This is a genomic window from Roseibium sp., assembly GCF_965233565.1.
In the GTDB taxonomy this organism is placed as follows: Bacteria; Pseudomonadota; Alphaproteobacteria; order Rhizobiales; family Stappiaceae; genus Roseibium.
Genome location: NZ_OZ247494.1, coordinates 3,583,799 through 3,606,623 on the forward strand (window position 1 = coordinate 3,583,799; position 22,825 = coordinate 3,606,623).

Genomic DNA, 22,825 nt, shown 5'->3' on the forward strand with positions numbered 1-22,825 from the left:
CGCCTCCTAGGACCTGTTGAGAGATTCAATGGCGATCAACGCCGGCTCAAGTTCGCCGCTCAGCCAGAAATCGAGCCCGGCGCGGACAACAAAGGCCAGCAGGAACAACACCAGCATCCAAAGCCAGAACGGCGGCAATGTCCGGACATTCTTGCCCTTCTCCGCCCCCTTGGCATTCCTGGACAGGGGTTCGTCGGCCTGCAGGCGGCTGCTTCGGCGGATCAGGCGCGACAACTCGTTACGCAGGTCTTCAAGCTGGTTGCGGCCACCTTCCAGCACCCGGTAGCGCCCCTCGAAGCCCAACATCAGGCAGGTATGCACCAGGATCAGCAGCGGCAGTTTGTTGATGGCGTCACCACGGATGCGGTCGAGGATGCTGAAGACCTTCTCGCCGCCCCAGGTTTCGTTGTGAAACTGGTTCAAAAGCGAATTCGAGCTCCATTCGCTGCGGCTGCCCCAGGGCGTCATCAGCACGGTCTCGTCGATGGTTGAACAGAGGATGTAACGCGCGGCGATGATGTCGCCGGCCTGGACGCCGTTGCGCTGCGCCAGTTGCTCGAAACGGTCGATTTCATCGACGACTTCCTGTCGCAGGGCATGCACGTCGGCCTGTTCGATGGAGTTGCGCAGCTGAGAGATGATCAGAAGCAGCGGTGTGGCTGCCCGGACAATGACCCGCTCTGGATCGGCTTCCAGCTTCCGGACTATACCGGAAGCAGACTGAAGATTGGCGCCGTTCTGCGGTTTTGGTGTTGCTGCCGACACAGCCGGTCCGCTCGCCGGCGAAACGAAGGCGACCGTCGGTTCGTCTTCCTCATGGCCAGCCGTACCCTGTGCCTCGGCCATGGAGGTCCGGGCTCTGGGGCTCAATCTTTGAGCGACGGTCGGCTGGTCAAGGTCATCATCCGTCATGATTCGGATTATTGTCCTTTGTGAACGGCCCACAATTCAAGGCCGAGACCCGGATAATCCCCGCTTAGGTGCAATGCAAAGGCGGCCGAACTCTGCATTTGCGGCCAGAGTTCATTCTCAACATCGAGTTCAAAATAAACGGCATTTTGAACATAGGGGATTTGCCGGGGTGCGACCGACAGCGGCTTGATAGCGACACCCGGCAGCTGCAGGTTGACGAGTTCGCGGATTTTCTCGACCGGGCCGACCTTGATCTGGATCGGCATTTGCGTGCGAAGCACTTCCAGGCTGACATTGGCATGGGCGATCAGGACGAAGCTGCGACCTTCGGAATAGACCATCTTGTTGGTGGTCTCGCCGAGCCAGACGCCGTAGTCGCGCTTCGACAGCGGAATACTGATGGCGTTCTGTTCAACCACGAAGCTCAAGAGGCCTTCCAGAATGGTGACCAGTTTCTGGAAGGTCAGCCGCAGGTCCAGGTGATCGTAAGCCGGCAGCTCCGGTGGCCGGCGGTTGTCGGCGCCGAAGGCGGCAAAAGCGCCAATGAGGCCGATGAAATCCCGGTAAACCTGTTCAGGTGCGTGGCGCCCGGAGGCTGCGATATGGCCAAACAGCACTTCATAGTGATTGGTGACGCTGAGCGCCATCAGGTCGACAATCCCTGACCGGGTGCTTTCTCCTTGTCCGGACGTGTTGGAGGCCAGCATCTCTCCACGTTTGCGCAGGAGGCTGCGCACCTGGTCGACCTGCGAAATCAGATGCGCATTGGCGCCGGCCGTCAGCAGCGGTGGAATGAACGTGTCCGACAGCTTGATCTCGCCCTGGGTCGACACGGTGTCGATTTCCGCAATCGGCAGATGGGCGGTTTCATCCAGGCTCTCGCCTTCCAGGAGCAGACGGCCGGTCAGGGCACCGACGCCAATACTGGCTTCCGGCTTGTCGGCTTCGTTGGTGTTACGCACGTTCGTGGCGCGCCTTGAGTAGCGGCGCAGGTCGCTCTCGCTGTCGCCAAGTTCGATCTGGCCGGCGGAACGGAGAGGCAGGGCAAGAAAGACTTTCTTGCCCTGGTCGTCGACAGTGATCTGACGGGCCTTGGCGACCAGGCCGTTCCTGGCGGTCGAAAACACCGTGCCGTCCGGCAGAACTGCCTCGATGGCCGTCACCTGGAACTGACCGACAGCGAGCGCATCGGTGTCGATCTCGACGCTGCGCAGTCCCCAGGAATAGGGCTCCAGATCCTGGACACGCTGCTCCAGCGTAGCTTCGACCCAGCGGTCATGCTGTTGCAAATGCTGTGGCCGGAGAAACATTCCCTCAAGCCAGAGTGGTTTCAGGCTCTCATTCAAGGCCAATCTCCGCTGAAAACTGACGAATCATCATTCGGCATCCACTGCAATCTGCCAATTGCATCGCAATTGGTAGCACAATTTTCGATCTTGCAAGCCGTGGTGACGTTATTGCCGTTAGAATACACCGAGCCGCCGGTTGCGAAGCTTCTGTATTCGTACGGCAAGACTTGTCAGATAAATGACAAACTCGTTCTTCTTTTCTTGCTGCAGTTCGATCGTGTCACGCCACTGAGCGGACTCAATGTCCCTGAAACTTGCAATGACACCGATATGGGTTGCCTCGGAAGAGACATCCCGGTTGTAGTCTTGGCTTTTGCCGGGGGTCATTTCGTATTCCTGGACGCCGATCAGGTCCCCGCCCAGAACCTTCTTGTCATTGTCGGCAAGGTCGAAATACTCGGCATTCTGAAAGGCGGTCACTTCCTTCAGCTGGTAGACGCGCACGACGACAGGTGAAGGCTCGCCGTTTTCGTTCGGGTTGGTGTATTCGTCTGCCTGCAGCTGAACCTTGATCGGGGTCGGCGGAGGCGTTCTTGAGCAGGCCGCGAGGCTTGCCAGCAGGCCCAGGCCCGAAACTTCAAGAAAATGCCGCCGGGATATTCTCATTTTTTTCTGTTCTCCCAGAATGATTTGGACTGCTGGCGCGCCTGTTCTTCCTCGACCTGGACAAAAGCTTCCGCAATGGTCTGTCGGACCACCGCGTCGAAGTCTGCCCGCAGCTTGTCGTGACGTTCCTTGGCCGCTTCAAACTTGCCGCGTTTGGAGCCAAGGCCGCGCAAGCGAAGGCCACCGTCGTCTTCTTCCCCCGCCAGGGTTTCCGGCGACAGGCTCTCGAACAGGAGCCGCATGGCGCGCTGCGTTGCGGCCACCGTCAGCATGGTGTGGCTCTGCAGGTCCTTGAATGCCTCCCGGGCTGCCTCGGGTGGCGCCAGGAAGCCGCCTTTGCGGGCAAACAGCATCTCGTCGATGGCCAGCTCACCAACGTTAAAATGCTTGAAGGGGTTGTTTTCTTCCGGCTGGATGCGGGTTTCGTACATCCGGAACTCGGTTTTAAGCGTCTTCCTTGCCTTCAACAGAGCGATCAGACCGTTGGCGAGCTCACGCACCATTTCTCCTGAAGCCTTGGCAATCTCCGCCTGTTCCTCCGGAGGCACGTCGGCATCGGAAAATCCCAGGCCCGACAGCAGCGCTTCAAAGACTTCCGGACTGATCTGTGTATCTGCGGCACCCGGCGTGGCTGCGGCTGCAGGTGAGGCTGTTCCAGCGGGAGTGCCTGTTGCCGGGGTGTTGGACACCTGCGTTGCGGACGGTTGCGGCGTGGAAGTTGAGGAGCTCACGTGAGGCGAGGACACCGGCGTTGCGGCCGGCATGTTCGGAAGCACGACAGGCGGTGTGACCGGTGCGACAGGAGAGGCGGGTTTCAGGGCAGGCGGAACAGTCCCCGCCCTTTTGCCAGCAAGTGACGAATCGGCGCGGGATTTTGCCTTTTGTGCCAGCTCTGCCTCGCGCTGCGCCCGGCGCTTTTTCAAGGCGTCAAGCGGGTTGAGCGCAGCTCCTGAAGACGGCGTTGGTGTTGCAGGTGCCGCTCCGGCTGGCGTCACCACCGCACCGGATGTCGGCAGAGGAGGCTGAACGGGACTCGACGCAGGTGCCGCCGTGACGGGCGAGGCTGCGTTCTGAGTGGTGCCGGTTGCCGGTTTGCTGCCGGAAACCGGAGCGCCAAGGCCAAAATCGATGTTGTCGGGAATGGTCGAGGCGGGCGTTTGCCCTTGAGCGGCCGGCGGACTGGCACCTGCCGATGGTGTTGGCATCAGCCCCGACAGGTCCGGCAGGCCGGTTGATGGTTGTACGGACGGTGCCGGTTGGCTTTCCGTCGGCGCTGTTCCCAGACCGGCCAGGAAGTCTTCCGGGATAAGATTGCCGGAACTGGTTGGTTGGGAGGGAGGTGGCGAAACGGCTGCGCCTGCGGACGCTGCCGTGGTGGAAGGCGTGGCGGCCGGTGTTTGAGGGGCAGCCTGAACAGGCGTCGAGACGGCCGGGTTCGTCTCAACCGGCGGGACGGCAGCCTCTTGCACGGGCGAAGGCATCACCGTGGTTGTGTCCACCGGCATCTGCGGTTGCGACACAGCAGGATGGGAGGCGGCCGGCCCCCCCTGGAACCTGGTTGTCTCGTGTGCCGATACCGCACCTGCCGGCGCGGAAAAGGCAACGGGTTCCGGAATGACGTTTTGCGGTGTCTGAACCGTTGCCACCGGTGTCAGCGTTTCCGGCGCGCCACCGAGGTGATCGAGCGGGTCCAGCGATGTGTTCTGCGGCAGGCTTGCCCCGGAGGTATCAATCCTCAACGGTGTCGCCATTCCCGTCGAACGGTTTGAAGCGGTCCCTTGCGTCCCGGAAAAGGGGTTTGTGCTGGTGGCCGGACTGCTTTCGGCGCTCTCTACCCGGATCTGGTAGGGGCCCGCCAGCAGTGTCATGCCGGCGGACAGGCTGACCGCCTTGCCACGGCCGATCGCTGCGGACTGCCCCTCCAGAAAGGTGCCGTTGGTGCTTTCGTCGACCAGGATAAATGTATCGTTCTGGTAGACGATGCGGGCATGAACGGACGACAGATGCCGGTCCTGGTCCGGCAGAACCCAGTCGCATTTGCGCGACCGGCCGAACGCACCGCCCCCTGGTCCGAACTGGTGCCGGGACCCGATCGCCTCACAAACTAGGATTAACGAAGCCGTCATGCCGAAACTGATGTCTTGCCTGAGGACGCCGCCGCTTCAACAACAGAAGCACCGGCAAGGCCGCCCAAATCCACCGGTGTTACAAATACCTGATTTTCATCAGGGACGGTACCGCTTGGCTGCGCCGGCGCCAAGTGGACATTGTTTTCAAGTTTGCCGTTTTCACCATCTGAAAGCCAAAGATTGTTTCCCAATCTTGCTGAACCCAACTGACCGGCCTCAATCGTCTCCTGCTGGTAGCTGAATTCCAGGTCCCAGTCGATCGGATCGCGCACAATCATGGCCAGCAGGTCGACCAGCACACCGTGATTCGCACCGCCAGGCAGGAAATTCTGCAAAATGTCGTAAGGCGCCGGGCCGATCCGCAGGCGAAACTTGCCAAGATCGTCTTCAACCTGCTCACCCAGCACCATGTCGCCGCCCAGCAGTGTGTTCTCGATGCCGAGTTCCATCCGGGACTCAGGCGGGATGTCGACGGTGCGCGAGACAAATTCGATGATCTCGAAAGGCAGGTCGAAATAGCTGGACAGCATGGCGGCTATGGCGTCCGGCGAATTCGAATAATGCGACATCAGCCCGACATGGGGCAGGATGGCCGTGCGCGGCACCTTGCCGAGCTCCGTCCGGTCATCGACCGGGAAGCCGCACAAGGCCAGGAAACACTGGGACGTGGCATCCAGTCCGTGTTCCTCGAAACGCACGAAATGCCGGGACTTCTGCCACATGCTGTAGAGCAGGGTGATGAACCGGTGGTTGAACAGGTCAAGAAGGTCTTCCAGCGACGATGGCGTCTCGTCGCGCTCGATGATGCGTTCCGTCACATAGGGTGGCAGCGGCGACGCCGGTCCGTAAAGGCCGAAGAAATTGACCCTTACGTCATAGCGTCCCGTCGCTTCGTCATAATCTATGCTGGAAACGTCGCTCGGACCGAAGCTGAGCGACCGGGTGGCGCGAAAACGCAGCACTTCCTGCTCAGGGTCGTGACCCGGCCCCATCTTGCGGACCTCGGGATGCAGCAGGCTGATCAGGTAAAGCGCCTGAAAAAACTGCGTGCGCGACAGCTTGTCGACAAGCGCTGCGTCCGGGGAAGGCTGATCCGGGGTCGGGTGGGCTTCGTCGCTCATACCAGATGCGCATCCCCTGAGGACGGCTTCCACCGGTGAATGACATTGGCATCCGTTCCGATCACGGTCAGCTGGTGCAGGCTGTTGATGCTGGCATAGGACTTCAGGAACCGGTCAAGCACCGTACCAAAAAGGTAGATCTCGGCTTCGCCGCCAAGGGCGGTCTCGGAAAGCGACAACACGATCTCGTAGGCTCTCGTCGGTCGCCCATGCCGGAAGATATCGACGGCGCGCCGCTCGAATTTCTGGAAGTTCTGCAGCAGCAGCTCCCGCTGCAGTGAAGCCTGCTTGTCGACATAGGCTCTGAAATCATAGGCACCGACGACGGTTTTCAGGGCCTCCACATCGATCAGCGAAGCATAGTTGCGCGACAGGTTGGCGATCAGGGTCCACAGCACCTGATTGTCGAGCGGAGGCGGAACTTCGGACAGGATCGGCGTGATGTTGCGGAATTCCAGCTTGGCCGGCGTGGAGGAGGTCGGTTGATTGACCGTACCAAGCCCGAACCGGGAGGCATGCTCGCCGTTGGAACACAGAAGCTGCAGCGAAACGGTTTCCGTTGGCGGCAGGCCGGTTTCATTCAGCCGGGTGACGAAGGAAACATAGTGATCGACCCCGTTTCCAAGCACCGACGGGCGAATTCCGGTCCGGTAATACAGCTTGTCCTCTTCTTGCGACGCACTGTCGTGGGAAAAGGTTTCAAAGGCCTGATAATTGATCTTCCGGTTCGATCCCTGCACCCAGCCAGTGACGCCGGTGACATGATGCACGCTGAACATCGAGCGGTTGCCGGAGGCGCGCACCGGATATTCCGTCCGGTCATGGGCAACGTGAAGCGCCTGTCCTTCGGTTTCGAACAGGTTGATGACCGGAACTGTATTGAGGGCAATGGCATCCCTTGTGATGCGGTCCTGGTTGACGAATTTCTGCCGGAAATTGAAGACCAGCTCAAATTCGTCAACGGGCTGGTCCGCAAAAGCCTCCAGCCCATGCAGACGCACATACATGAACTTGTCCGGGCAGGCGAAATACTCCTGCATGATGCGGAAGCCGTCGAAGGACCCGTCCGGATAGGGCAACGTGGCCTGATCGCGGGCAAAGCCGATCGGTTCGACGCGGATGGCAGAGCGAATGGGTTGGCCCTTTGCCGGTATGAAATCCACCGACGCAAGCCGGTCGCACAGCTGCAGGTAAAGCTGCCGGGCCATGTTGACGTCGTTGCTTGCCCCCAGAAACAGCTGCAGGGGGGCTTCCGCCAAGGCTTTCAGATTGTTTCCGGCTACTTTCCGGAACCCGAGGGTCAGCTTGGAACTGTCGCGCCGGTTTTCCAGGTCCGAAGACGCCAGTTCGATCGGCAAAACAGTCAAGTCGCACCGGGTCTGAAACTTGACGGCCGTGCCATCAAGCGGACTTGTCTGGACGAAGGTTCCGCGCGGTACGACGGTCGACAGCTCCGAGGATTCGGCAACCGGCTTGAACGTGACATGCGTGATCGGCGGCACGGGTCTCAGATAATGCGGCCAGACAAGTTTCAGGAGATTGAGCGCGACTTCCGGCATTTCCGCGTCAAGGCGCTGCCGCAGGCGCCCGACCAGAAACGCAAAGCCTTCCATCAACCGCTCGACATCCGGGTCAAGCGGATCTTCGGACAGGAATTTCGACAGGCGCGGGTTGGCCTTGGCAAATACCCGGCCCATTTCCTTCAGATAATTCAGTTCGTCGCGATAATAGGAATTGATCGCCATGCCCGCTATGTGCCCTTGGTGCCGTCAGTGCGGATCACGCACTGACCCTGATCTGTCCACTGTTGTCGAGAATGGAATCGAAACGGATCCGTTTGCGGCTGCCACCCAGGTCGAGCTCCGCTTCCACGTTGAAGATGAAGTCAAGCGGCCGTTCGGTGTCCTCGACGGCACGCACGATCGGATTGCGCAGTCTCGGTTCGTAATCCCGGATCTGGCGCTCGATGTTGCGGCAGATTTCGGTCGCCGTGTCCTGATGAGAGCGGGAGATCGAGTTGAAGTCGGTCAGTCCGAAATCCGGGCAGGTCTCGCAGCAGCCTGCGGTGCTGTTGAGCAGAATGCGCAGGTCTTCCAGCACGCTTTCCAGGACCGCGGCCTCGAATTCGTCGACATTCCGGTAGTGCGTGCCGGTGACGTCGTTCTCAAGTCGCTGGAACAGGCTTACAGCCATCCGGCAAGGCTCCCCATCTGAGCAGAACAAGTGCCGGTTCCGAGAAAATTCCCGGCCGGCACCTGTCAGAGTTTCGTTTCCGTGATCCGGTCAGGATCAGGACTTGTCCAGCTTGCCCTTCAGGGACAGCGTGAAGTCCGCGCCCATATATTTGAAGTGCGGCTGCACGGCCATGGAAACGCTGTACCAGCCCGGTTCGCCCTCAACATCCGAAACGTTGATTTCGGCCTTGCGGAGCGGCCGGCGCGAGCGCACGTCGGCGGACGGGTTGTCCTGGTCGGAGACATACTGCCGGATCCACTTGTTGAGCTCGGATTCCAGCTCGCCGCGGTCCTTCCAGCTGCCGATGTTCTCGCGCTGCAGCACCTTGATGTAATGCGCCAGGCGGTTGATGATCATCATGTAAGGCAGCTGGGTGCCCAGCTTGTAGTTCAGTTCCGCATCCTTGCCTTCCGGCGAGTTGCCGAAGAATTTCGGCTTCTGCACCGAGTTGGCAGAGAAGAACGCAGCATTGTCACTGCCCTTGCGCATGGTCAGCGAGATGAAGCCCTGCTCGGCCAGCTCGTATTCCTTGCGGTCGGACACCAGGACTTCCGTCGGGATCTTGGACTGCAGCTGGCCCATGGATTCGAACGTGTGCACCGGCAGGTCCTCGACGGCACCGCCGGATTGCGGGCCAATGATGTTCGGGCACCAGCGGTACTTGGCGAAACTGTCGGTCAGCTTGGTTGCCAGAGCGAAGGAGGCATTGCCCCACAGGTAGTTGTCGCTCTTGCCCTCGGCTTCCTCTTCATAGTTGAACGCCTTGACCGGAGCGGTTTCCGGACCGTAGGGCGTGCGCAGCATGAAGCGGGGCATGGCCAGGGCGAAATAGCGGCTGTCTTCCGATTCGCGGAAGGAATTCCACTTGGCGTATTTCGGACCCTCGAAGATGGATTCCATGTCCTTCAGGTTCGGAATCTCTTCGAAACTGTCCACACCGAACATGGACGGTGCCGCAGCCGCGATGAACGGCGCATGGGACATGGAGCCAACGCTGGCGCAATACTGAGCCAGCTTGATATCCGGTGCATTCGGACCGAAATCGTAGTTGGTGACAACAGCACCGACCGGCTGGCCGCCGAACTGGCCATATTCAGCGGTGTAGATGTGCTTGTAGAGACCGGATTTGACGACTTCCGGGCTGTCTTCGAAATCTTCCAGAAGCTCGTCTTTCGAGACGCTCATCATCTCGACTTTGATGTTCTGGCGGAAATCGGTCCGGTCGATCACGAACTTCAGGCTGCGCCACGCTGATTCCAGTTTCTTGAAATCGTCGTGATGCAGGATCTGGTCAACCTGCTTGGACAGTTTCTGATCGATTTCGGCGATCATCATGTCGACGGCAGCACCGTTGACCTGACCATCGGCCGACGGCTTGAGCAGCTCGGAAATGAAAGCGGCCACGCCTTTGCGGGCAACGTCATAGCCTTCGTCGGCGGGCGTGAGCTTGGTCTCCTGAAGGATCTGATCCAGAAGGGACGCGTCGAGCTCTTCGGTCTGGGCCGCGCCTTGCTGTGCGTCTGTGTCTGTCATGTTTCAATCTCGTCAGCTAGAAAATCGGAATAGGCGGCAAGGGTCCTGTGGACCGTCACTCGGACTTGTCTTCGCCGCCGGTCGCGTTTGTCAGCTCGGCCAGAAGCTTGTCCCGCGCCGCTTCGTCGCCCAGAACGCCCTGAATGGCTTTCCGGAACGCCGGAACGTTGCCCAGCGGGCCCTTGAGAGCGACCAGCGCCTCGCGGAGTTCCAGCAGCTTGTTGAGTTCCGGCGTCTGACGAACGATCGATTCCGGTGTGAAATCGCTCAGGTTCTGGAAATTCAGCGACACCGACAGGTTGCTCGCTTCTTCGCCTTCCTCGGGCTCGACCAGCTTGTTTTCCGTTGCCAGATCCAGCTTGAGATCATGGCTTTTCATGACCTCGTTGAAATTGTCCTTGTTGATGTTGATGAGCGTGCGGTCTTCGACCGGCGTGTCATCTGGGCGCAAGGTGTAGTCGCCGAGCATGACCATTTTCAGCGGCAGCTCGACTTCCTCTTTGGCATCACCTGTTGCCGGCTTGTATTTGATGTTCACCCGTTCCTTGGGTGCGACCGTAGCTTCTTTTGACATAATGTCCCCCGTGGTCAGACCGGCTAAAAAGCGCTGGGTAGAAACCTGTTTGCGCTCATGGCCTCGAGATCAGTTGATTCCCGTTCAGTTCCTACTTTGACTCTGTGTCAGTTCTGTTTAGATGGCTGAGAATTTTGGTGCATCAACTTAAGGATACGTTAAGACTACTTTCGACCCGTTAGCTCTGCTGCAGCACCGACGTCCAGCAGCGAAAGCGTCTCCATCACGCTGGCCCTTACCTGCAAAGCGTCAGCGTCCGGCAGGAACTGTTTCGCATTTTTATGCCCAAGGCTCTGCCACGAGAGCCGCGCAAGCGCGACCGCAAGCTCCGGGTCCCAGTGTGCCAGATCGCGTTCCGCTGCGATAGTCCGCAGCGAACTGAGCAGTGCAAAAAGCGGCTGAATCAATTCAAATTGCAAGCAAAATTCGCCGATTTTCAACTGGGTTTGAAACCAGTCGCGGCCCGACCCGCGTGCCGAAAGAAAGCTTTTCAACGAGGCAAGGCCCGCCATGGTCTTGCCGGCCAGAGCCAGCTGCACGGCCTCGGAAAAGGCCCGGTCCAGTTCCGAACTGCCTCCGCCGCCGCCTCCCGAGCCGCCTGCGCTGACCTCCGCGCTGATCCAGTCTTTCGTCTCGACACTGGCAAACGGGGTGCCGTCACTGAAAGACAGGTCAGAAACATTCGGAAACCGTTTTGTGAAAGAGGACAACTCGCCGATCACGAGCCGTCTGGCCGCGTCATAGCTCTCTCCGGCCGCCTCCATGGCCGATGCAAGGTGAAATTGCGCATCCAGCCAGAAGGGCGAAGCCACAAAGGCTGATTCGGCAGACTTGATCAGGCCTTCATTGTTGCCCGCCCCCTTGAGCGCGGCCAGTTCCGTGACCTTTGCCTTCTGGGGGGGAGGCAGCGCGGTCTTGCCGTCATTGCTCGGCGGGAGCTCCTGGACCCGACCCCAAAGGGCAAACCGGGCGGCATAGTAACCCCGTGCATCTGCCGGGGCTTGCTGTCGGATGGCCGTGGCCGCCTTGGAAGCTGCATTCAGGACCGCCTGCATGGCCGCTGTCGTGTTGGTCGTATCGACCGCGATTTCCGCTACGGGTGCCGCAGGAGCGGCCGCAGGCTTGGGCGCGGGGGCGGCGGCTTGCGGCGCAGGGGCCGGTGTGGGCGGCTCGGCAGGGGCGGCCGGTGATGCTTCGGTCGTGGCGGTCTCGGCGGCCGGCGTTTCTGCCTCGGCAGGGGCAGCAGCTGCAGCCTCCGCAGCTTTCCTGGCTTCTTCCAGGGCGGCCTTGGCATCCCTGGCATAGGGGCGCAGCGCCCTGACCAGCGGGCCCAGGGCCACCTGCGACTTTGTCATCTTCTGTTCAAGAGCATTGTCCAGTTCCAGAAGCGCGTCGTGGGCAATGTAGATTTCGCCGTTGTAACTGCCTTCGGGATTTTTTGCCTCGACCATCGGGGCGAGTTTTTCCGCAAGCCAGTCATAGGCTCCTGCGCGGCCGCGTTCGCGGCGCAAGGGCGGAACCATGGTCTCCCAGTGGGTTTCGGTCAGGTCCCGCAAGATCACCAGCCCGGTCGCCAGTCCAGCGTAGCCTTCCTCGACAAACAGCCCGAATGCAAGGCGTGTCGCCAGCACAAGATCTTTGGAAGTTGTCTGCAGAACCTTGACCGTCTCGTCGTTGAGCTGCTTCCAGTTGACCGCGTTCGGGCCGCCTGTTTCCAGTTTGCGGAACTCGGCTTCCAGTTCCTCAAACTCAGGGGAATCGCGAAACTCTTCCTGAGCGTCGGGGTTTTCCAGCGCGGCCTTGCCGACCTCTGCTCTGGGGTCGTCGAGCGTTGCCAATGGGTCTTCGTCGGCCATCAGGGCACTCCGGATCGAGGGGACGGGTGTGACGGTATCCGATCACTGTGAACCGATATCTAAACTGATTCGCAATCCCGTAGCGTTTCAGGTGTGACAGCTTTATAAAATGTACAGGATTCAGAACGATTTTAGTCATCTACAAGCCGATTCGCGTAATTCATACTGAGCACGGTGTATTTCCGCCATCAACGCACCTGTGCCTATCCGGGACCTTGCCATGACCGCAGAAGCTGCAGACATCACGATCGACCACGAAACCGACGGCACCTTTACGATCGTGCGGCCGGTGGGAAAACTCGACACGATCAGCGCAAAGTCCTTTGAAGCCTACCTGAAGGACCTGGTCGACCAGAAGGCCGGCACGCTTCTGGTCGATATGGAAAAAGTCGACTACGTCACGAGTTTCGGACTGAGGTCCCTTCTCATCATCGCCAAGCTGCTGGCCCCCTCCGGGGACAAGCTGGTTCTGTTTCAGGTGAACCCGTCCGTGCTGGATGTGCTGAAAATCTCCGGTTTCCTGAAAATCCTGACCGTTCAGGACACGCTTGATGCGGCAATGGAATTCGCAGGACAAGCGGGCTGAGCGGTCTTTTGCCTTGTCCGCTGACACTCGACCCATGAGGCATCTGAACGTGGCCCATGCCGAAACAGCAACGGTTCGGAACGACCTGGCGGATCTGCCAGCGGTCTATGCGGCGCTGGAAGCGTTCGCTGCTGCGACCGACTTGCCGGACCCTGTGCGCCGGACGCTCTTGCTGATTGTCGAGGAGCTTTTCAGCAACACTGTCTCCTATGGATATCCGGATGGCGATGAGGACGAGATTGGAGTTTCCGTCAGGCTTGGTCCGGACCATGTCGAGCTGATGTTGATAGACAAGGCTGTTCCCTTCGACAGTGAGGTGGCGGGGGACCCGGATATCGAAGCGAGCGTGGAGGACAGGGATATCGGGGGTCTGGGCCTGTTCCTGGTGCACCAACTGGCCAAGAAGGTCAGTCATGAGCGTGAGGGCGATACCAACCGCACGGTCATCCTCATCGCCCTCGACCATGACGGCGAGGCGGAATGAGCCTGACCCATCCTCACGTTCGGCTGGCCCCTAGAACGTGAATTCCATCATTGAAAAGTCGTCGGGCAGCGGTGCGTCTTTCTGAAACCCCGAAAGCCAGTCATAGATCGCCTGCGGTATGGGGGCCTCACAGGAGCGGGCCTTGTCGGCGAGCTGCGCCCAGGTCAGTGTTGCGCCGGTTTCGTCTTCAATCTCATAAGTTCCGTCACTGATGACGAGGAGTTTGTCACCGGGTTGCATCTGATACGTGCCGCCGTCGAAGGGCATGTCCTCCATGGCGCCAATCACCATGCCGTCGGGCGTTCCAAGGCTGGTCACCTCGAGTTGGTCTCCCGCGGGGCGCAGGTGAATGGCCGCGGGGTGCCCACCGGAAGCATAAGACAGAATGTCTGACGAGCGTTCGAAAACGCCGTACCAGATCGTGAAGAACATGTTGTTCTGCCGTTCCATGGGAAAGGCATTGTTGAGTTTGGCCAGCACATCCGAAGGATTGCGGAAATCCGCTCCGGCCAGGGCATTGGCGCGCAGCACGTTGATGATGGCAACCGACAACAGCGCGGCACCGACCCCGTGGCCACACACATCGATCAGGTAGATCACGAAATGATCGTCATCCAGGTCGTGGTAGCCGAAGGAATCGCCGCCCAGTTCGGTCGACGGCACCAGCAGCCAGTCGGCCTGCGGGGCGGCCGGACGCTTGTGGGGTAGTATGGAATGCACATAATTGCCGGCGTCGCGCAGTTCTGACTCAAGCCGCTCCTGCGTCCGCTGCAGCAGGATGTTGTACTCCGCCAGCTGGTCTTCCACAGCTTCGCCGTGTTCGATCGTGGCCTCATAGAGAAGCTTGAGGTCCTCGTGTTCGGCACGCAGGTCTTCAAGTTCCTTGCGCACATTGGCAAGGTCCTCGTCGGCGTTTTGCGCGGCTGCTGCCGCGCCGAATGTGTTGTTATTGGTCATGGTGTGCTCATGATGCCCTTACGGGCGCGCGGAGGAAACCCAAGATTAAGAATGGGTGTGCAACTTAATGCAACGCAAAACAATGCGGCAATCGCTGTTGATATAATCTTGTTAATGAGCGACACCGTATTGTTAAATACATGAAATATCGATGACACGAGTGATATCGGCCGCAATCTCCGTATTCTTTGTATTACTGTGGGACACCGCAACCAAGGTGCGATGGATTACGCCAACGGGGGAATAGAAATGCAGGCAGCTGCTGAAGGTTTGTCACCCAATTCCGATTTGCCTCAGATGATTCACCTGGACCTGGATATCAAGGACTTCTGCTCCGACTGGACGCATTGCGATCTCATGTCCGGGTACGTCGCCCGCATGGTAAGTCATAACCGGCTGGATTCGCTGCTGTTTTCCAACCTGTACTCCTCGGCTCTGAACGAGCTTCTGGAGGCCGTCTATCGCACGCATGGCGATGACGGCAAGCTGGAATGTGCGGTTCAGCGCCAGGGCCGTCTTGACCGGATCGTGCTGACATTTCCAGCGGATGATGCCACCTTCGGCATTTACCGTGATGCGATTGACAAGGCGGGTGGCGAAAACGCGGAAGCCCTCTATCTGGAAGCTTTGTTTGCCGATGGAGAGCCGGAGGCGAGCCTGGGCCTTCTGGAGCTGTGCGTGGATTATGGGGCACGGTTGGCCGTCGAGAGATGCGAAGACGGACGGATGCGTCTGGTTGCTGATCTTGCGCTTGAGGAAGAAAAAGAATGATAGCGGACAACATGACCCAGGCGTTTCAGTGGACCTACAACGAGAACGATCAGGAGTTCTCGTTGCATGGCAGCCTGAGGCCGCAGCGCGCCGATGAGCTGCACAACTGTATCGCGGCACTTGAACAATCTGTCGCCAGCGTCAGTGGCCTTTTCTATGTCAACGTGCGTCGTCTCGTGCGCATGAACAACGTCGCTTTCCATGCAATCGGCTGCAAGATTCTCGACCTCGTGCGGGCCCGGCCTGATCTGAAGGTCCATGTGACGACGTCAAGCGTCGTCGGCTGGGCGACCCGGAAATTCGCTGTTCTGGAGACGATGTCGGACAAGGTCACGGTCAGTGAATATGACAGTGAATTCTACCCCGGGCAGACGTTCCTGGAAGAAGGCGGTTTCATTCCGATCCTCAGGACACAGACAAAACTGACCTGGCGCCATGAGCGCACCATCCTGGCACGGCACGGCCTGGAGCCGGGCATGCAGGTTGCGGATATCTGCTGCGGTATCGGTGACTTCGCGGTGCTGATGCAAAAGGAATACAAGCCCGACCGCATCGTTGCCCTTGATCACAGCCGTTCCAGCCTGGATTACGCGCGCAAGGTGGCGGCCGATTTCGGTGTGCGCGGCATCGACTATGTGTTCGGCGACGCGTCTGACATGCTCCTGGAAAGCGATCAGTTCGATTTTGTCACCTGCCGCCATTCCCTGCAGGTTTTTGACCGGCCGGAGCTGATCCTGAAGGAGTTGATGCGGATCTGTAAGCCGGGCGGCCGGATCTACATTACCAACGAGAAAAACTCGCATTGCCTGGGTGAGCCGAGGTCCGAGTCGATCCAGAAGACCTACACGGAAGTGGCCCGGCTCTGGGCCCATTTCAACATGGACATCGAACTGGGCCCGAAAAGCCGCCGATATCTCATCGAGGCCGGCTTGGAAGACATCCAGATGGAATCCTTCATGGTGACCAATCTGGACGGGAATCCCCAGGATTTCGCAGACATCGTCCAATCCTGGGAAGATGTCTATGCAGGAAAAATGGCGGTGGATCGCGGCGACAGCGAAGACCAGATCCGTGAGTTCCGCCAGGGCTTTCAGGACCACATTTTCGCAGCGCTGCATCCCAAGGGATATGCGGGCTGGCCGATTTGGGTCGCCTCGGGACGGAAACCGAAATGAGTGTAACGCACGTCAACTCAGAACCGCCTCAGGAGCAGGCACCCGAACGGATCGGCCGGTTCTCCAGGCACAGTTTCCGGGCCAAGTTCATTGCGGTCGTCAGTGCGGCCGTGCTGTTCGACCTGATGCTGGCCGGCGGTGTTGCCATCTGGAACGTGCAGCGCCTGTCCAAGGATGCCACCCAGAAGGTGGAAACCGGTCTGACGGATGCGACGGAAGAATATCTGCGCACCTATATCGAAACCACCGGCCTGCGGACCGAGTTGTTGCTGGACCAGGTGTTCTCGGAAGTGGAGGCGCTCGGCTCCTCCATGCAGACCCTGATCGACAATCCCAACACCGGTAACCGGGTCGGTCTTGTGGTGGAAGAAGACCCCAAGCTCGGCGACAAGCTGGTTTACAATCCCGAGGCCGGCTGGTCGCAGAACTCTCCCGGAGAGTCAGTCGTCAGCGTCTGGGGCTATCTTCTGGATGACGAAGGCAATCCGCTGCCGGAGGTGGCTGACCAGATCGCGGACAGTTCCGCTTTCAATCTGATCGCGCCCGGCATGATGAAGACGGGCTCGCCCAAGCTGCAGCTTTATTATGTCGGTCCGAAAGACCGGCCGATCATGCGCACGACCCCCTATACGGAGCAGGCGCAGACGTTCGACAAGCTTTACCCGGGTCACAACGAAGACAATTTCTGGGATTTCTTTTTCCCGGGCGTCTATGAAGGCTGGCAGAGCTGGCTGGCTGATCCCGCCAATCGGCCGGTGCCTCGGGACATTGTCGGCACCGCGCCCTATATCGACGCGATTACCGGCGCCAAGATCGTCAGCTTCTTCTATCCGCTCTGGAACGAAGAACGGACCGACGTTGCCGGCATGACAGCCGTCGACATCACGCTCGATCAGCTGTCCAGCCTCGTTGAAAACGTCAAGATCGCCGAGACGGGTTTCGGGTTCCTGACCTCTTCAAACGGCAACGTGCTGGCGGTGAGCGAGGCAGGTGCACAAGCGCTCGGCCTTGTGTCCGTTGGCGGCGAAGGCCAGGGCGTGACGGGGATCAACAGGTATCTTGCCCAAAGCCGGTTTCCCGCAGTTGCCAACATGCAGCTGCCGCATGACACCGGAACGGTTGTCGACACGATCGAGCTCGGGCCGGAACAACACGGCGGCGACGGTGCGGTCAACGAAGGCTATATAGTCGTCCTGAAAGAGCTGGCGCCGATCAATCTCTGGGACGGTGAGACGATTGTCGCGGAAAACCTGACGCTTGGCTTCATGGTCGCGACCGACGAGATCTATGCCCCGCTCGAAGAGGTTCGCCAGGAGCTTTCCGAGGCGACGGAACGGATTGTCTACTGGCAGATCGCGGCCCTGCTCATCAGTCTCGTGATCGTGACCTTGGCGGTCTATGCCGTGTCGGGACGGATCACCAAGGGCCTGTCCGAACTTGCAAGTGCTGCACGGGCGCTTCAGCGCAAGGACTATTCGGTCCGGGTTGCCATCCCGACCCGCGACGAGGTCGCAGCCGTGGGGCTGGCCTTCAACAACATGGCCGAGGAAATCAGCTACCACACGGAAAACCTGGAAAACCTCGTCGAGGAGCGGACCTCCAAACTGGAGACGGCAAACCGGGAAATCGTCGCGCTCAACAAGCGTCTGAAGTCGGAGAACCTTCGTCTGGGCGCCGAACTGGACGTCGCCAAGCGCATCCAGGAAATGGTGCTGCCGCGGCGGAGCGAACTGGAGGGTATTCCGCAGGTCGAGATCGCGGCCTTCATGGAGCCGGCGGACGAGGTTGGCGGCGACTATTACGACGTACTGTTCGACGGCGATCGCATCAAGGTGGGGATCGGCGACGTGACCGGCCACGGCCTGGAGAGCGGCGTCCTGATGCTGATGGTGCAGTCGGTCGCCCGCGCATTGCAGGAAAAAGGCGACCGCGACCCGATCGCCTTCCTCGATGTCCTGAACCGTGCGGTCTACAAGAACATCACCCGAACCAAGTCGGACAAGCACCTGACGCTTGCCTTCGTGGATTACGAGGACGGCAATGTCACCTTGTCCGGTCAGCACGAGGAAGTTCTGATCATCCGGGCCAATGGCGACACCGAACGGATCGACACGATGGATCTGGGCTTCCCGGTCGGGCTGGAGGCCGATATTTCTCCGTTTGTCGCGACGATGGATCTCGCTTTTGGTCCGGACGATGTGCTCATCCTGCACACCGACGGCATCACGGAAGCGGAAAACAACAAGGGCGAGATGTATGGTCTCGACCGATTGAGCCAGAGCGCGCACGATAATCGTGAGAAGTCGGCCAAGGGTATTGCCGAGGCGGTCATAAATGATGTGAAGTCCCATATCGGGGACTACAAAGTATTTGACGATATCACGCTCGTTGTCTTGAAGCATAGGTAGGGCATGGTCGAGGATTTTGGAGAGACGGCCGCCGCCAATGGTGGCAATGCAATGCGGTTTGGCCTCACGTTAATGGCAGAACCGCTGGAGCTGAGCTGGCATCATTGCGGCGTCACGTCCGATTTCATTGGAGAATATTTCAGCCGCTCCTGCGGCCGGAATATTGACGCAGTCGATGCGCGCCACAGTATCAGCTACATGATCAATGAAATTCTGGAAAATGCCATCAAGTTCCGCTACGGCGGCGACATTGAGATCAACAGTAGTCTCGATGCCGACATGTTTGAAATCCAGATCATGAACCGCGTTGATCCGGAAACGGCCAAACGGTTTCAGGCGCACTTGAAAGAATTGCTGGACCGCGAGCCGGGAGAGTTGCTGCTGGAACGCATTGAGGAAAACGCACTTAACCCGGATTCTTCAGGTTCCGGACTAGGCCTGCTCACACTTATGAGTGACTACGGTGCCAAATTGGGCTGGTCTTTCGCGTCCGAGCGTGTAAGTGAAGGCGTTGAGTTAACGACCTATGCTTCTTTGCGACTGTCCTGATCGCTGACATATTCCGAAGGAAGAGACCAAAATGGAAATCAGCACGAACGATTACCGCGTTTGGACTGAAGGATCCAACATCCACTACGAAGGAACCATGCGGCTGTCCGGGACGGATGCATATGCACCGATCCTGGAAATCATGCACGGGGTTCTGGAAGCCAAGCCGGAAGTCATCACGCTGGATCTGACCGGTCTTGAATTTCTCAACAGCTCAGGGATCAACCTGCTCGCGAAATTCACCATCGAAATCAGAAAGCAGCCGGACATCGGCGTCAGGGTTCTGGGGTCCAAGTCCATTCCCTGGCAGTCGAAATCGCTCCGCAACCTGCAGCGCCTGCATCCGGCGCTGGAACTGACCATTTCCTGACGCCTGGGAGGGCTGGCTACGCGCGGCATTTGTGACAGGTGGGACGGGCCCGTGACAGGTGGCCTTGCCTCTTTTTGCCGAACCTTCGGACGGCGCTGCTCGCCGTTTGTGCTAGCCCTCATTGCAGCTTCCTGTCAGTCATCCAGTCAGAATCCGAAACTGAACAGCCAGTATATCGGCCAGAGTTCCGCGGCTTTTTTTGAAGCCTACGGTCCTCCGGAGCAGGTGATCGGTCTCGAACAGAAGATGAAAAAGGATTCGACCGGCAAGATCGTCAAGCAGACCGATCCCAAGCGCCTCGTCTATTACTGGTCCTCGACCAACACCAAGACCTATTCCAAGATCGTCAGGCCAAAAACCGACACCTGTAATCTGGCCATTCTGACAAGCGCGGAAGGCAAGATCCTGCGGATTGAAGTCCAGGATGAAAATGGCGACATCGCCACCATCAAGGCGAACTGCGAAGCCCTCATCAAATAGTCCCGGGCCACTGGCACTCTGACTTCCCGTCCAGCCTGGCTGTCCAACCTGGCTGCCCACCCCGGTTGCCTGACCTGGCGGATGCACACCGGCTGATTGGCATTGGTGATGACTGCATGTCAGGCTGCGCGTGCCTTGCCTTTTCTGGTCGCCTTACAACGGAATGGAAGGCCAGAAGGAAAGGCTGAGCAGAGCAAACAGAATAACGGCAACAAGAAGCGCGAAACCGGGCAGGCGAAAGGCCCAGGCCGCGCGATTGTCGGTCACTGGTGCACCCGTTTGCTCGGTCAGTGCTGATCCGGGGGAGCGGTTTTCACGGGATTCCGCCGCGCTGGTCTCACAGCGAACCATGACCAGCGTGGTATTGTCATGTTCACCGCCTTCTGTGATCTTGCCGGTTTCATCGACGGCCTTGAGGAGCGCGTCGAGCGCTTCCGGTTGGCTGGCGCCCCGAAAAGACGAAACCAGGCGCCGCAGCAGCTCTCCGTCGATCGTGTCCACGCCGTCGCTGGCGAAGATGTAAAGATCGCCAGGCCGCACATCGCGCGTGGCAATCTGGCAGACCTCGATACCGCTCCCGATGACGGCCGAGGTGATGCTGGAGCGCCCGTATTGCCGCAAGGCGTCCGGCCAGGTTTTCCGGCCGAGACCGGCAAGTTCGTCCTGCTCGCTGCCAAAACGGTGTTTTTCGTTCATGTAGTGGATTTCATCGTCCCTGAACCGGAACAGATGAGAGTCGCCGACAGACAGAAAGGTCAGGGAGTGTCCGTCGAAACAGCCGGCGACAAGGGTGCCGCCCATGGAGCGGCCATATCCCTTGTCCTTCTTGAGGCGGCCGAGATCCTTGTCCGTTCTGGTGATCGCTGCGTGAAGGCTCTCGGCTGAAACGGAACGGGTGTCCTTCAGATGGTTCCGAAAACTGGTCACGATGAGTTGGCTGGCAACGTCGCCGTGTCCCCCTGACCCGATCCCGTCGGACAGCACCACCAGCAACGGCGTGCCTGTCTCGCGCGGAGCCCCCTCGTTGTCGTTCAGGACCGCACCGGTGTCCGGTGTCGATATCAGCCAGGAATCCTCCTGGTATTCCCGTCCTCCCTGCGACTGCCGCCCGCAGACCTCAAAGCGCATCACGGATAGTCCTGCCGGTCGAATGCCGTACCTTGAGAGCCCGGCATAAACGTGGTTGGGTTGATTGGACCCTTTGCCTTGGTGGCCTGACGGTCCTGGTCCTGAAATGCCATTGGTCAGATCGTATTGGCGACGCCCGGATCGGTCAAAGGACGGGTTTGGTGTTCGCTAGGCTCGCACGGTCCTGACTTCCACATAAGGGCCGTCGGAGCTGCTAACAGGGCCTGTTTTACGATCCAAAGACTTGGTTGTACATCTTTAATTCTGTCTATCTAGGGGAGGGCACAAGCATAGACTGATGCTTGAAGCCGGGTCAAACCTCTCGTGACGGAGATTGCCGCGTTGAACCAGAGGTGAATAAATCTGCAAAATGAATGTGTTATACGAGTTCTGCATTCAGAAAGTGCCGTACTTTCTCTATCTTGCCGTCCTACCTAATTCCAAAAAAAGGTGAAATTTCTCAGTTATCCTAAAGCATATCCAAAGTTATCGCCGAATATCAAATCCCGTCCGAATTTGTGCAAGGTTGTGATCAAGTATCCAGACAAGCCGTTGAATTATATGTGTTTTAATAAGAAGTTTTGGCAGAATTCCGAATGTTTCTAGAATTCAGTGCGATCGAAGAACATGGCTTAAGACAGCGCCAACAAGTAGAAGATAAACATACAATTCAAAAGTCATCTATGTAGCCTGTTTTTGTGAGCGGCGGTGAAAAAGAGGGTTTTAGAGGTGTCCGCGAGCTAATGTGCTGGCGATGATCTGCCCTCGTGTCCAGGTTTTGGAACGACTGAAATGGGGCCGTGAGCAGACCGGCAAGTCATAGCTTGCCGCCCGATTGCCGAAGGAAACCGCTACCTGTAGACAAAATGATAAGCTGACGACTTCACACAATACCGGGAAGACAGTCAGTGACTGATTTTGACCCCAAGATGAAACGCCCATTGCTGCCTGATTGCCCCGCACTTTGCGGTACTCTCCTGGTGGCTAGTTCTGCCTCTTGGCGCCGCTAATGTAACCTTTTCGCGGATAATACTCGCCGGATCGCTCATACATGCGGCATTCGTTTTTCGAGGACACATGGGTGAAGGTGAAACAGTATTCATCCGCTTCGCAAACGGCGATACATTGCTTGTAACTGCCCGCTGGTCTCGCAACGTAACCGGTGTCGGCGAAGGACCGGTTCCGGAAGATTTCCACCTCTACCACCCGATTGGAACGACTCGGCTGATCCTCTTGTTCTAACACCCCGCTCACGCTGCGCGCATTGAGCAGTAAATCGCCGGCCTGATCTTTTAGAAAACAAAGCCTGTTCCATTCGTCAAACGTATAAGCCGTGCAGGAAGAGGCCTCGGAACAGGCTTGCTCGCATTCATCATAGGTGGCCAGGTCGATTTGCCGGAAAGGGGAAGATGTAAGATCGAAATTCTCGTAACGGTGGAACGTCTTGAAGGGTTCACTCTGCGCAAAACGGCGTTCGGCGCCGGCCGGCTCCCGCACCTGTTCTCCTGTCCGTTCGCCCTGCCGATCCGTCAGGGACGCGGCAACAACGGCAATCGGGGTGACAAGCAGCACCGCGAGTGTTGTCGTGCCTGCCTTCAGAGC

21 protein-coding genes are annotated in these 22,825 nt (G+C 58.6%); 8 read left to right on the forward strand and 13 right to left on the reverse strand.

Annotation, left to right across the window (positions count from 1 at the left end; all coding sequences use genetic code 11):
• Positions 1 to 6: 6 nt before the first annotated feature.
• The 10 genes from icmH to tssA form a co-directional block, all read right to left on the reverse strand.
• The gene (icmH, locus tag ACO6TG_RS16525; RefSeq protein WP_422374198.1) at positions 7 to 912 is read right to left on the reverse strand and encodes a type IVB secretion system protein IcmH/DotU; all 906 of its coding nucleotides are present in this window, start codon (positions 910 to 912) and stop codon (positions 7 to 9) included.
• An 8-nt stretch (positions 913 to 920) separates the two neighbouring features.
• On the reverse strand, positions 921 to 2,258 hold the full coding sequence (tssK, locus tag ACO6TG_RS16530) for a type VI secretion system baseplate subunit TssK (RefSeq protein ID WP_422374199.1): 1,338 nt from the start codon (positions 2,256 to 2,258) through the stop codon (positions 921 to 923).
• A 117-nt stretch (positions 2,259 to 2,375) separates the two neighbouring features.
• A complete protein-coding gene (gene tssJ, locus ACO6TG_RS16535; protein WP_422374200.1) occupies positions 2,376 to 2,867 on the reverse strand; it encodes a type VI secretion system lipoprotein TssJ in 492 nt (163 codons plus the stop codon).
• Positions 2,864 to 4,993 carry a type VI secretion system-associated FHA domain protein gene (locus tag ACO6TG_RS16540; protein WP_422374201.1) on the reverse strand — a complete coding sequence of 710 codons (2,130 nt, stop codon included), beginning with the start codon at positions 4,991 to 4,993 and terminating at the stop codon, positions 2,864 to 2,866. Before ACO6TG_RS16540 ends, tssJ begins: the two co-directional genes overlap by 4 nt.
• Positions 4,990 to 6,117, reverse strand: coding sequence for a type VI secretion system baseplate subunit TssG (tssG, locus tag ACO6TG_RS16545; RefSeq protein WP_422374202.1), 1,128 nt, complete (start codon positions 6,115 to 6,117; stop codon positions 4,990 to 4,992). The genes ACO6TG_RS16540 and tssG overlap by 4 nt, the downstream gene beginning before the upstream one ends.
• Positions 6,114 to 7,862: a type VI secretion system baseplate subunit TssF gene (tssF, locus tag ACO6TG_RS16550; protein ID WP_422374203.1), complete on the reverse strand. Its 1,749-nt coding sequence runs from the start codon at positions 7,860 to 7,862 to the stop codon at positions 6,114 to 6,116. The genes tssG and tssF overlap by 4 nt, the downstream gene beginning before the upstream one ends.
• A 34-nt stretch (positions 7,863 to 7,896) precedes the next feature.
• Positions 7,897 to 8,310: a type VI secretion system baseplate subunit TssE gene (gene tssE / locus ACO6TG_RS16555; RefSeq protein ID WP_422374204.1), complete on the reverse strand. Its 414-nt coding sequence runs from the start codon at positions 8,308 to 8,310 to the stop codon at positions 7,897 to 7,899.
• A gap of 96 nt (positions 8,311 to 8,406) precedes the next feature.
• Positions 8,407 to 9,885: a type VI secretion system contractile sheath large subunit gene (gene tssC, locus ACO6TG_RS16560; protein WP_094073357.1), complete on the reverse strand. Its 1,479-nt coding sequence runs from the start codon at positions 9,883 to 9,885 to the stop codon at positions 8,407 to 8,409.
• A gap of 55 nt (positions 9,886 to 9,940) precedes the next feature.
• Positions 9,941 to 10,459 carry a type VI secretion system contractile sheath small subunit gene (tssB, locus tag ACO6TG_RS16565; RefSeq protein WP_094073358.1) on the reverse strand — a complete coding sequence of 173 codons (519 nt, stop codon included), beginning with the start codon at positions 10,457 to 10,459 and terminating at the stop codon, positions 9,941 to 9,943.
• Between the two features lie 164 nt (positions 10,460 to 10,623).
• On the reverse strand, positions 10,624 to 12,315 hold the full coding sequence (tssA, locus tag ACO6TG_RS16570) for a type VI secretion system protein TssA (RefSeq protein ID WP_422374205.1): 1,692 nt from the start codon (positions 12,313 to 12,315) through the stop codon (positions 10,624 to 10,626).
• 220 nt (positions 12,316 to 12,535) lie between these two features.
• Between tssA and ACO6TG_RS16575 the strand changes: the two genes are divergently transcribed.
• Positions 12,536 to 12,901 carry an STAS domain-containing protein gene (locus tag ACO6TG_RS16575; protein WP_422374206.1) on the forward strand — a complete coding sequence of 122 codons (366 nt, stop codon included), beginning with the start codon at positions 12,536 to 12,538 and terminating at the stop codon, positions 12,899 to 12,901.
• Between the two features lie 34 nt (positions 12,902 to 12,935).
• Complete coding sequence (locus tag ACO6TG_RS16580) at positions 12,936 to 13,385, forward strand: ATP-binding protein (protein WP_422374207.1); 450 nt, start codon at positions 12,936 to 12,938, stop codon at positions 13,383 to 13,385.
• A gap of 30 nt (positions 13,386 to 13,415) precedes the next feature.
• Here ACO6TG_RS16580 and ACO6TG_RS16585 read toward each other — a convergent pair whose 3' ends face one another.
• Entirely contained in the window at positions 13,416 to 14,342 is a 927-nt protein-coding gene (locus ACO6TG_RS16585) for a PP2C family protein-serine/threonine phosphatase (RefSeq protein WP_422374208.1), read from the reverse strand.
• A 249-nt stretch (positions 14,343 to 14,591) separates the two neighbouring features.
• Here ACO6TG_RS16585 and ACO6TG_RS16590 point away from each other — a divergent pair, with 249 nt between their 5' ends.
• The 6 genes from ACO6TG_RS16590 to ACO6TG_RS16615 are packed head-to-tail and all read left to right on the forward strand — an operon-like array spanning position 14,592 to position 20,095.
• The gene (locus tag ACO6TG_RS16590) at positions 14,592 to 15,113 is read left to right on the forward strand and encodes a ubiquinone biosynthesis methyltransferase UbiE (protein WP_422374209.1); all 522 of its coding nucleotides are present in this window, start codon (positions 14,592 to 14,594) and stop codon (positions 15,111 to 15,113) included.
• Positions 15,110 to 16,288, forward strand: coding sequence for a methyltransferase domain-containing protein (locus ACO6TG_RS16595; protein WP_422374210.1), 1,179 nt, complete (start codon positions 15,110 to 15,112; stop codon positions 16,286 to 16,288). Before ACO6TG_RS16590 ends, ACO6TG_RS16595 begins: the two co-directional genes overlap by 4 nt.
• On the forward strand, positions 16,285 to 18,696 hold the full coding sequence (locus ACO6TG_RS16600) for a SpoIIE family protein phosphatase (RefSeq protein ID WP_422374211.1): 2,412 nt from the start codon (positions 16,285 to 16,287) through the stop codon (positions 18,694 to 18,696). The genes ACO6TG_RS16595 and ACO6TG_RS16600 overlap by 4 nt, the downstream gene beginning before the upstream one ends.
• A gap of 3 nt (positions 18,697 to 18,699) precedes the next feature.
• Entirely contained in the window at positions 18,700 to 19,245 is a 546-nt protein-coding gene (locus tag ACO6TG_RS16605) for a slr1658 superfamily regulator (RefSeq protein WP_422374212.1), read from the forward strand.
• 31 nt (positions 19,246 to 19,276) lie between these two features.
• Positions 19,277 to 19,615, forward strand: coding sequence for a slr1659 superfamily regulator (locus tag ACO6TG_RS16610; protein ID WP_422374213.1), 339 nt, complete (start codon positions 19,277 to 19,279; stop codon positions 19,613 to 19,615).
• Positions 19,616 to 19,666: 51 nt separating this feature from the next.
• Complete coding sequence (locus ACO6TG_RS16615; RefSeq protein ID WP_422374214.1) at positions 19,667 to 20,095, forward strand: hypothetical protein; 429 nt, start codon at positions 19,667 to 19,669, stop codon at positions 20,093 to 20,095.
• 153 nt (positions 20,096 to 20,248) lie between these two features.
• On the opposite strand, the gene ACO6TG_RS16620 is transcribed toward ACO6TG_RS16615, so the two are convergent.
• Both ACO6TG_RS16620 and ACO6TG_RS16625 read right to left on the reverse strand, forming a co-directional pair.
• The gene (locus ACO6TG_RS16620) at positions 20,249 to 21,223 is read right to left on the reverse strand and encodes a PP2C family protein-serine/threonine phosphatase (protein WP_422378897.1); all 975 of its coding nucleotides are present in this window, start codon (positions 21,221 to 21,223) and stop codon (positions 20,249 to 20,251) included.
• Positions 21,224 to 22,207: 984 nt separating this feature from the next.
• Positions 22,208 to 22,795, reverse strand: a complete 588-nt coding sequence (locus ACO6TG_RS16625; protein WP_422374215.1) for a PAN/Apple domain-containing protein — start codon at positions 22,793 to 22,795, stop codon at positions 22,208 to 22,210.
• Positions 22,796 to 22,825 lie beyond the last annotated feature (30 nt).

Coding starts and splice junctions, on each gene's coding strand:
- tssA (WP_422374205.1), bottom strand. CDS start 12,315: ATGGCCGACGAAGACCCATTGGCAACGCTCGACGACCCCAGAGCAGAG.
- ACO6TG_RS16610 (WP_422374213.1), top strand. CDS start 19,277: ATGGAAATCAGCACGAACGATTACCGCGTTTGGACTGAAGGATCCAAC.
- ACO6TG_RS16595 (WP_422374210.1), top strand. CDS start 15,110: ATGATAGCGGACAACATGACCCAGGCGTTTCAGTGGACCTACAACGAG.
- ACO6TG_RS16620 (WP_422378897.1), bottom strand. CDS start 21,223: ATGCGCTTTGAGGTCTGCGGGCGGCAGTCGCAGGGAGGACGGGAATAC.
- ACO6TG_RS16540 (WP_422374201.1), bottom strand. CDS start 4,993: ATGACGGCTTCGTTAATCCTAGTTTGTGAGGCGATCGGGTCCCGGCAC.
- ACO6TG_RS16585 (WP_422374208.1), bottom strand. CDS start 14,342: ATGACCAATAACAACACATTCGGCGCGGCAGCAGCCGCGCAAAACGCC.
- tssB (WP_094073358.1), bottom strand. CDS start 10,459: ATGTCAAAAGAAGCTACGGTCGCACCCAAGGAACGGGTGAACATCAAA.
- ACO6TG_RS16600 (WP_422374211.1), top strand. CDS start 16,285: ATGAGTGTAACGCACGTCAACTCAGAACCGCCTCAGGAGCAGGCACCC.
- ACO6TG_RS16580 (WP_422374207.1), top strand. CDS start 12,936: ATGAGGCATCTGAACGTGGCCCATGCCGAAACAGCAACGGTTCGGAAC.
- ACO6TG_RS16575 (WP_422374206.1), top strand. CDS start 12,536: ATGACCGCAGAAGCTGCAGACATCACGATCGACCACGAAACCGACGGC.
- ACO6TG_RS16605 (WP_422374212.1), top strand. CDS start 18,700: ATGGTCGAGGATTTTGGAGAGACGGCCGCCGCCAATGGTGGCAATGCA.
- tssE (WP_422374204.1), bottom strand. CDS start 8,310: ATGGCTGTAAGCCTGTTCCAGCGACTTGAGAACGACGTCACCGGCACG.
- tssC (WP_094073357.1), bottom strand. CDS start 9,885: ATGACAGACACAGACGCACAGCAAGGCGCGGCCCAGACCGAAGAGCTC.
- tssG (WP_422374202.1), bottom strand. CDS start 6,117: ATGAGCGACGAAGCCCACCCGACCCCGGATCAGCCTTCCCCGGACGCA.
- tssF (WP_422374203.1), bottom strand. CDS start 7,862: ATGGCGATCAATTCCTATTATCGCGACGAACTGAATTATCTGAAGGAA.
- ACO6TG_RS16590 (WP_422374209.1), top strand. CDS start 14,592: ATGCAGGCAGCTGCTGAAGGTTTGTCACCCAATTCCGATTTGCCTCAG.
- icmH (WP_422374198.1), bottom strand. CDS start 912: ATGACGGATGATGACCTTGACCAGCCGACCGTCGCTCAAAGATTGAGC.
- tssJ (WP_422374200.1), bottom strand. CDS start 2,867: ATGAGAATATCCCGGCGGCATTTTCTTGAAGTTTCGGGCCTGGGCCTG.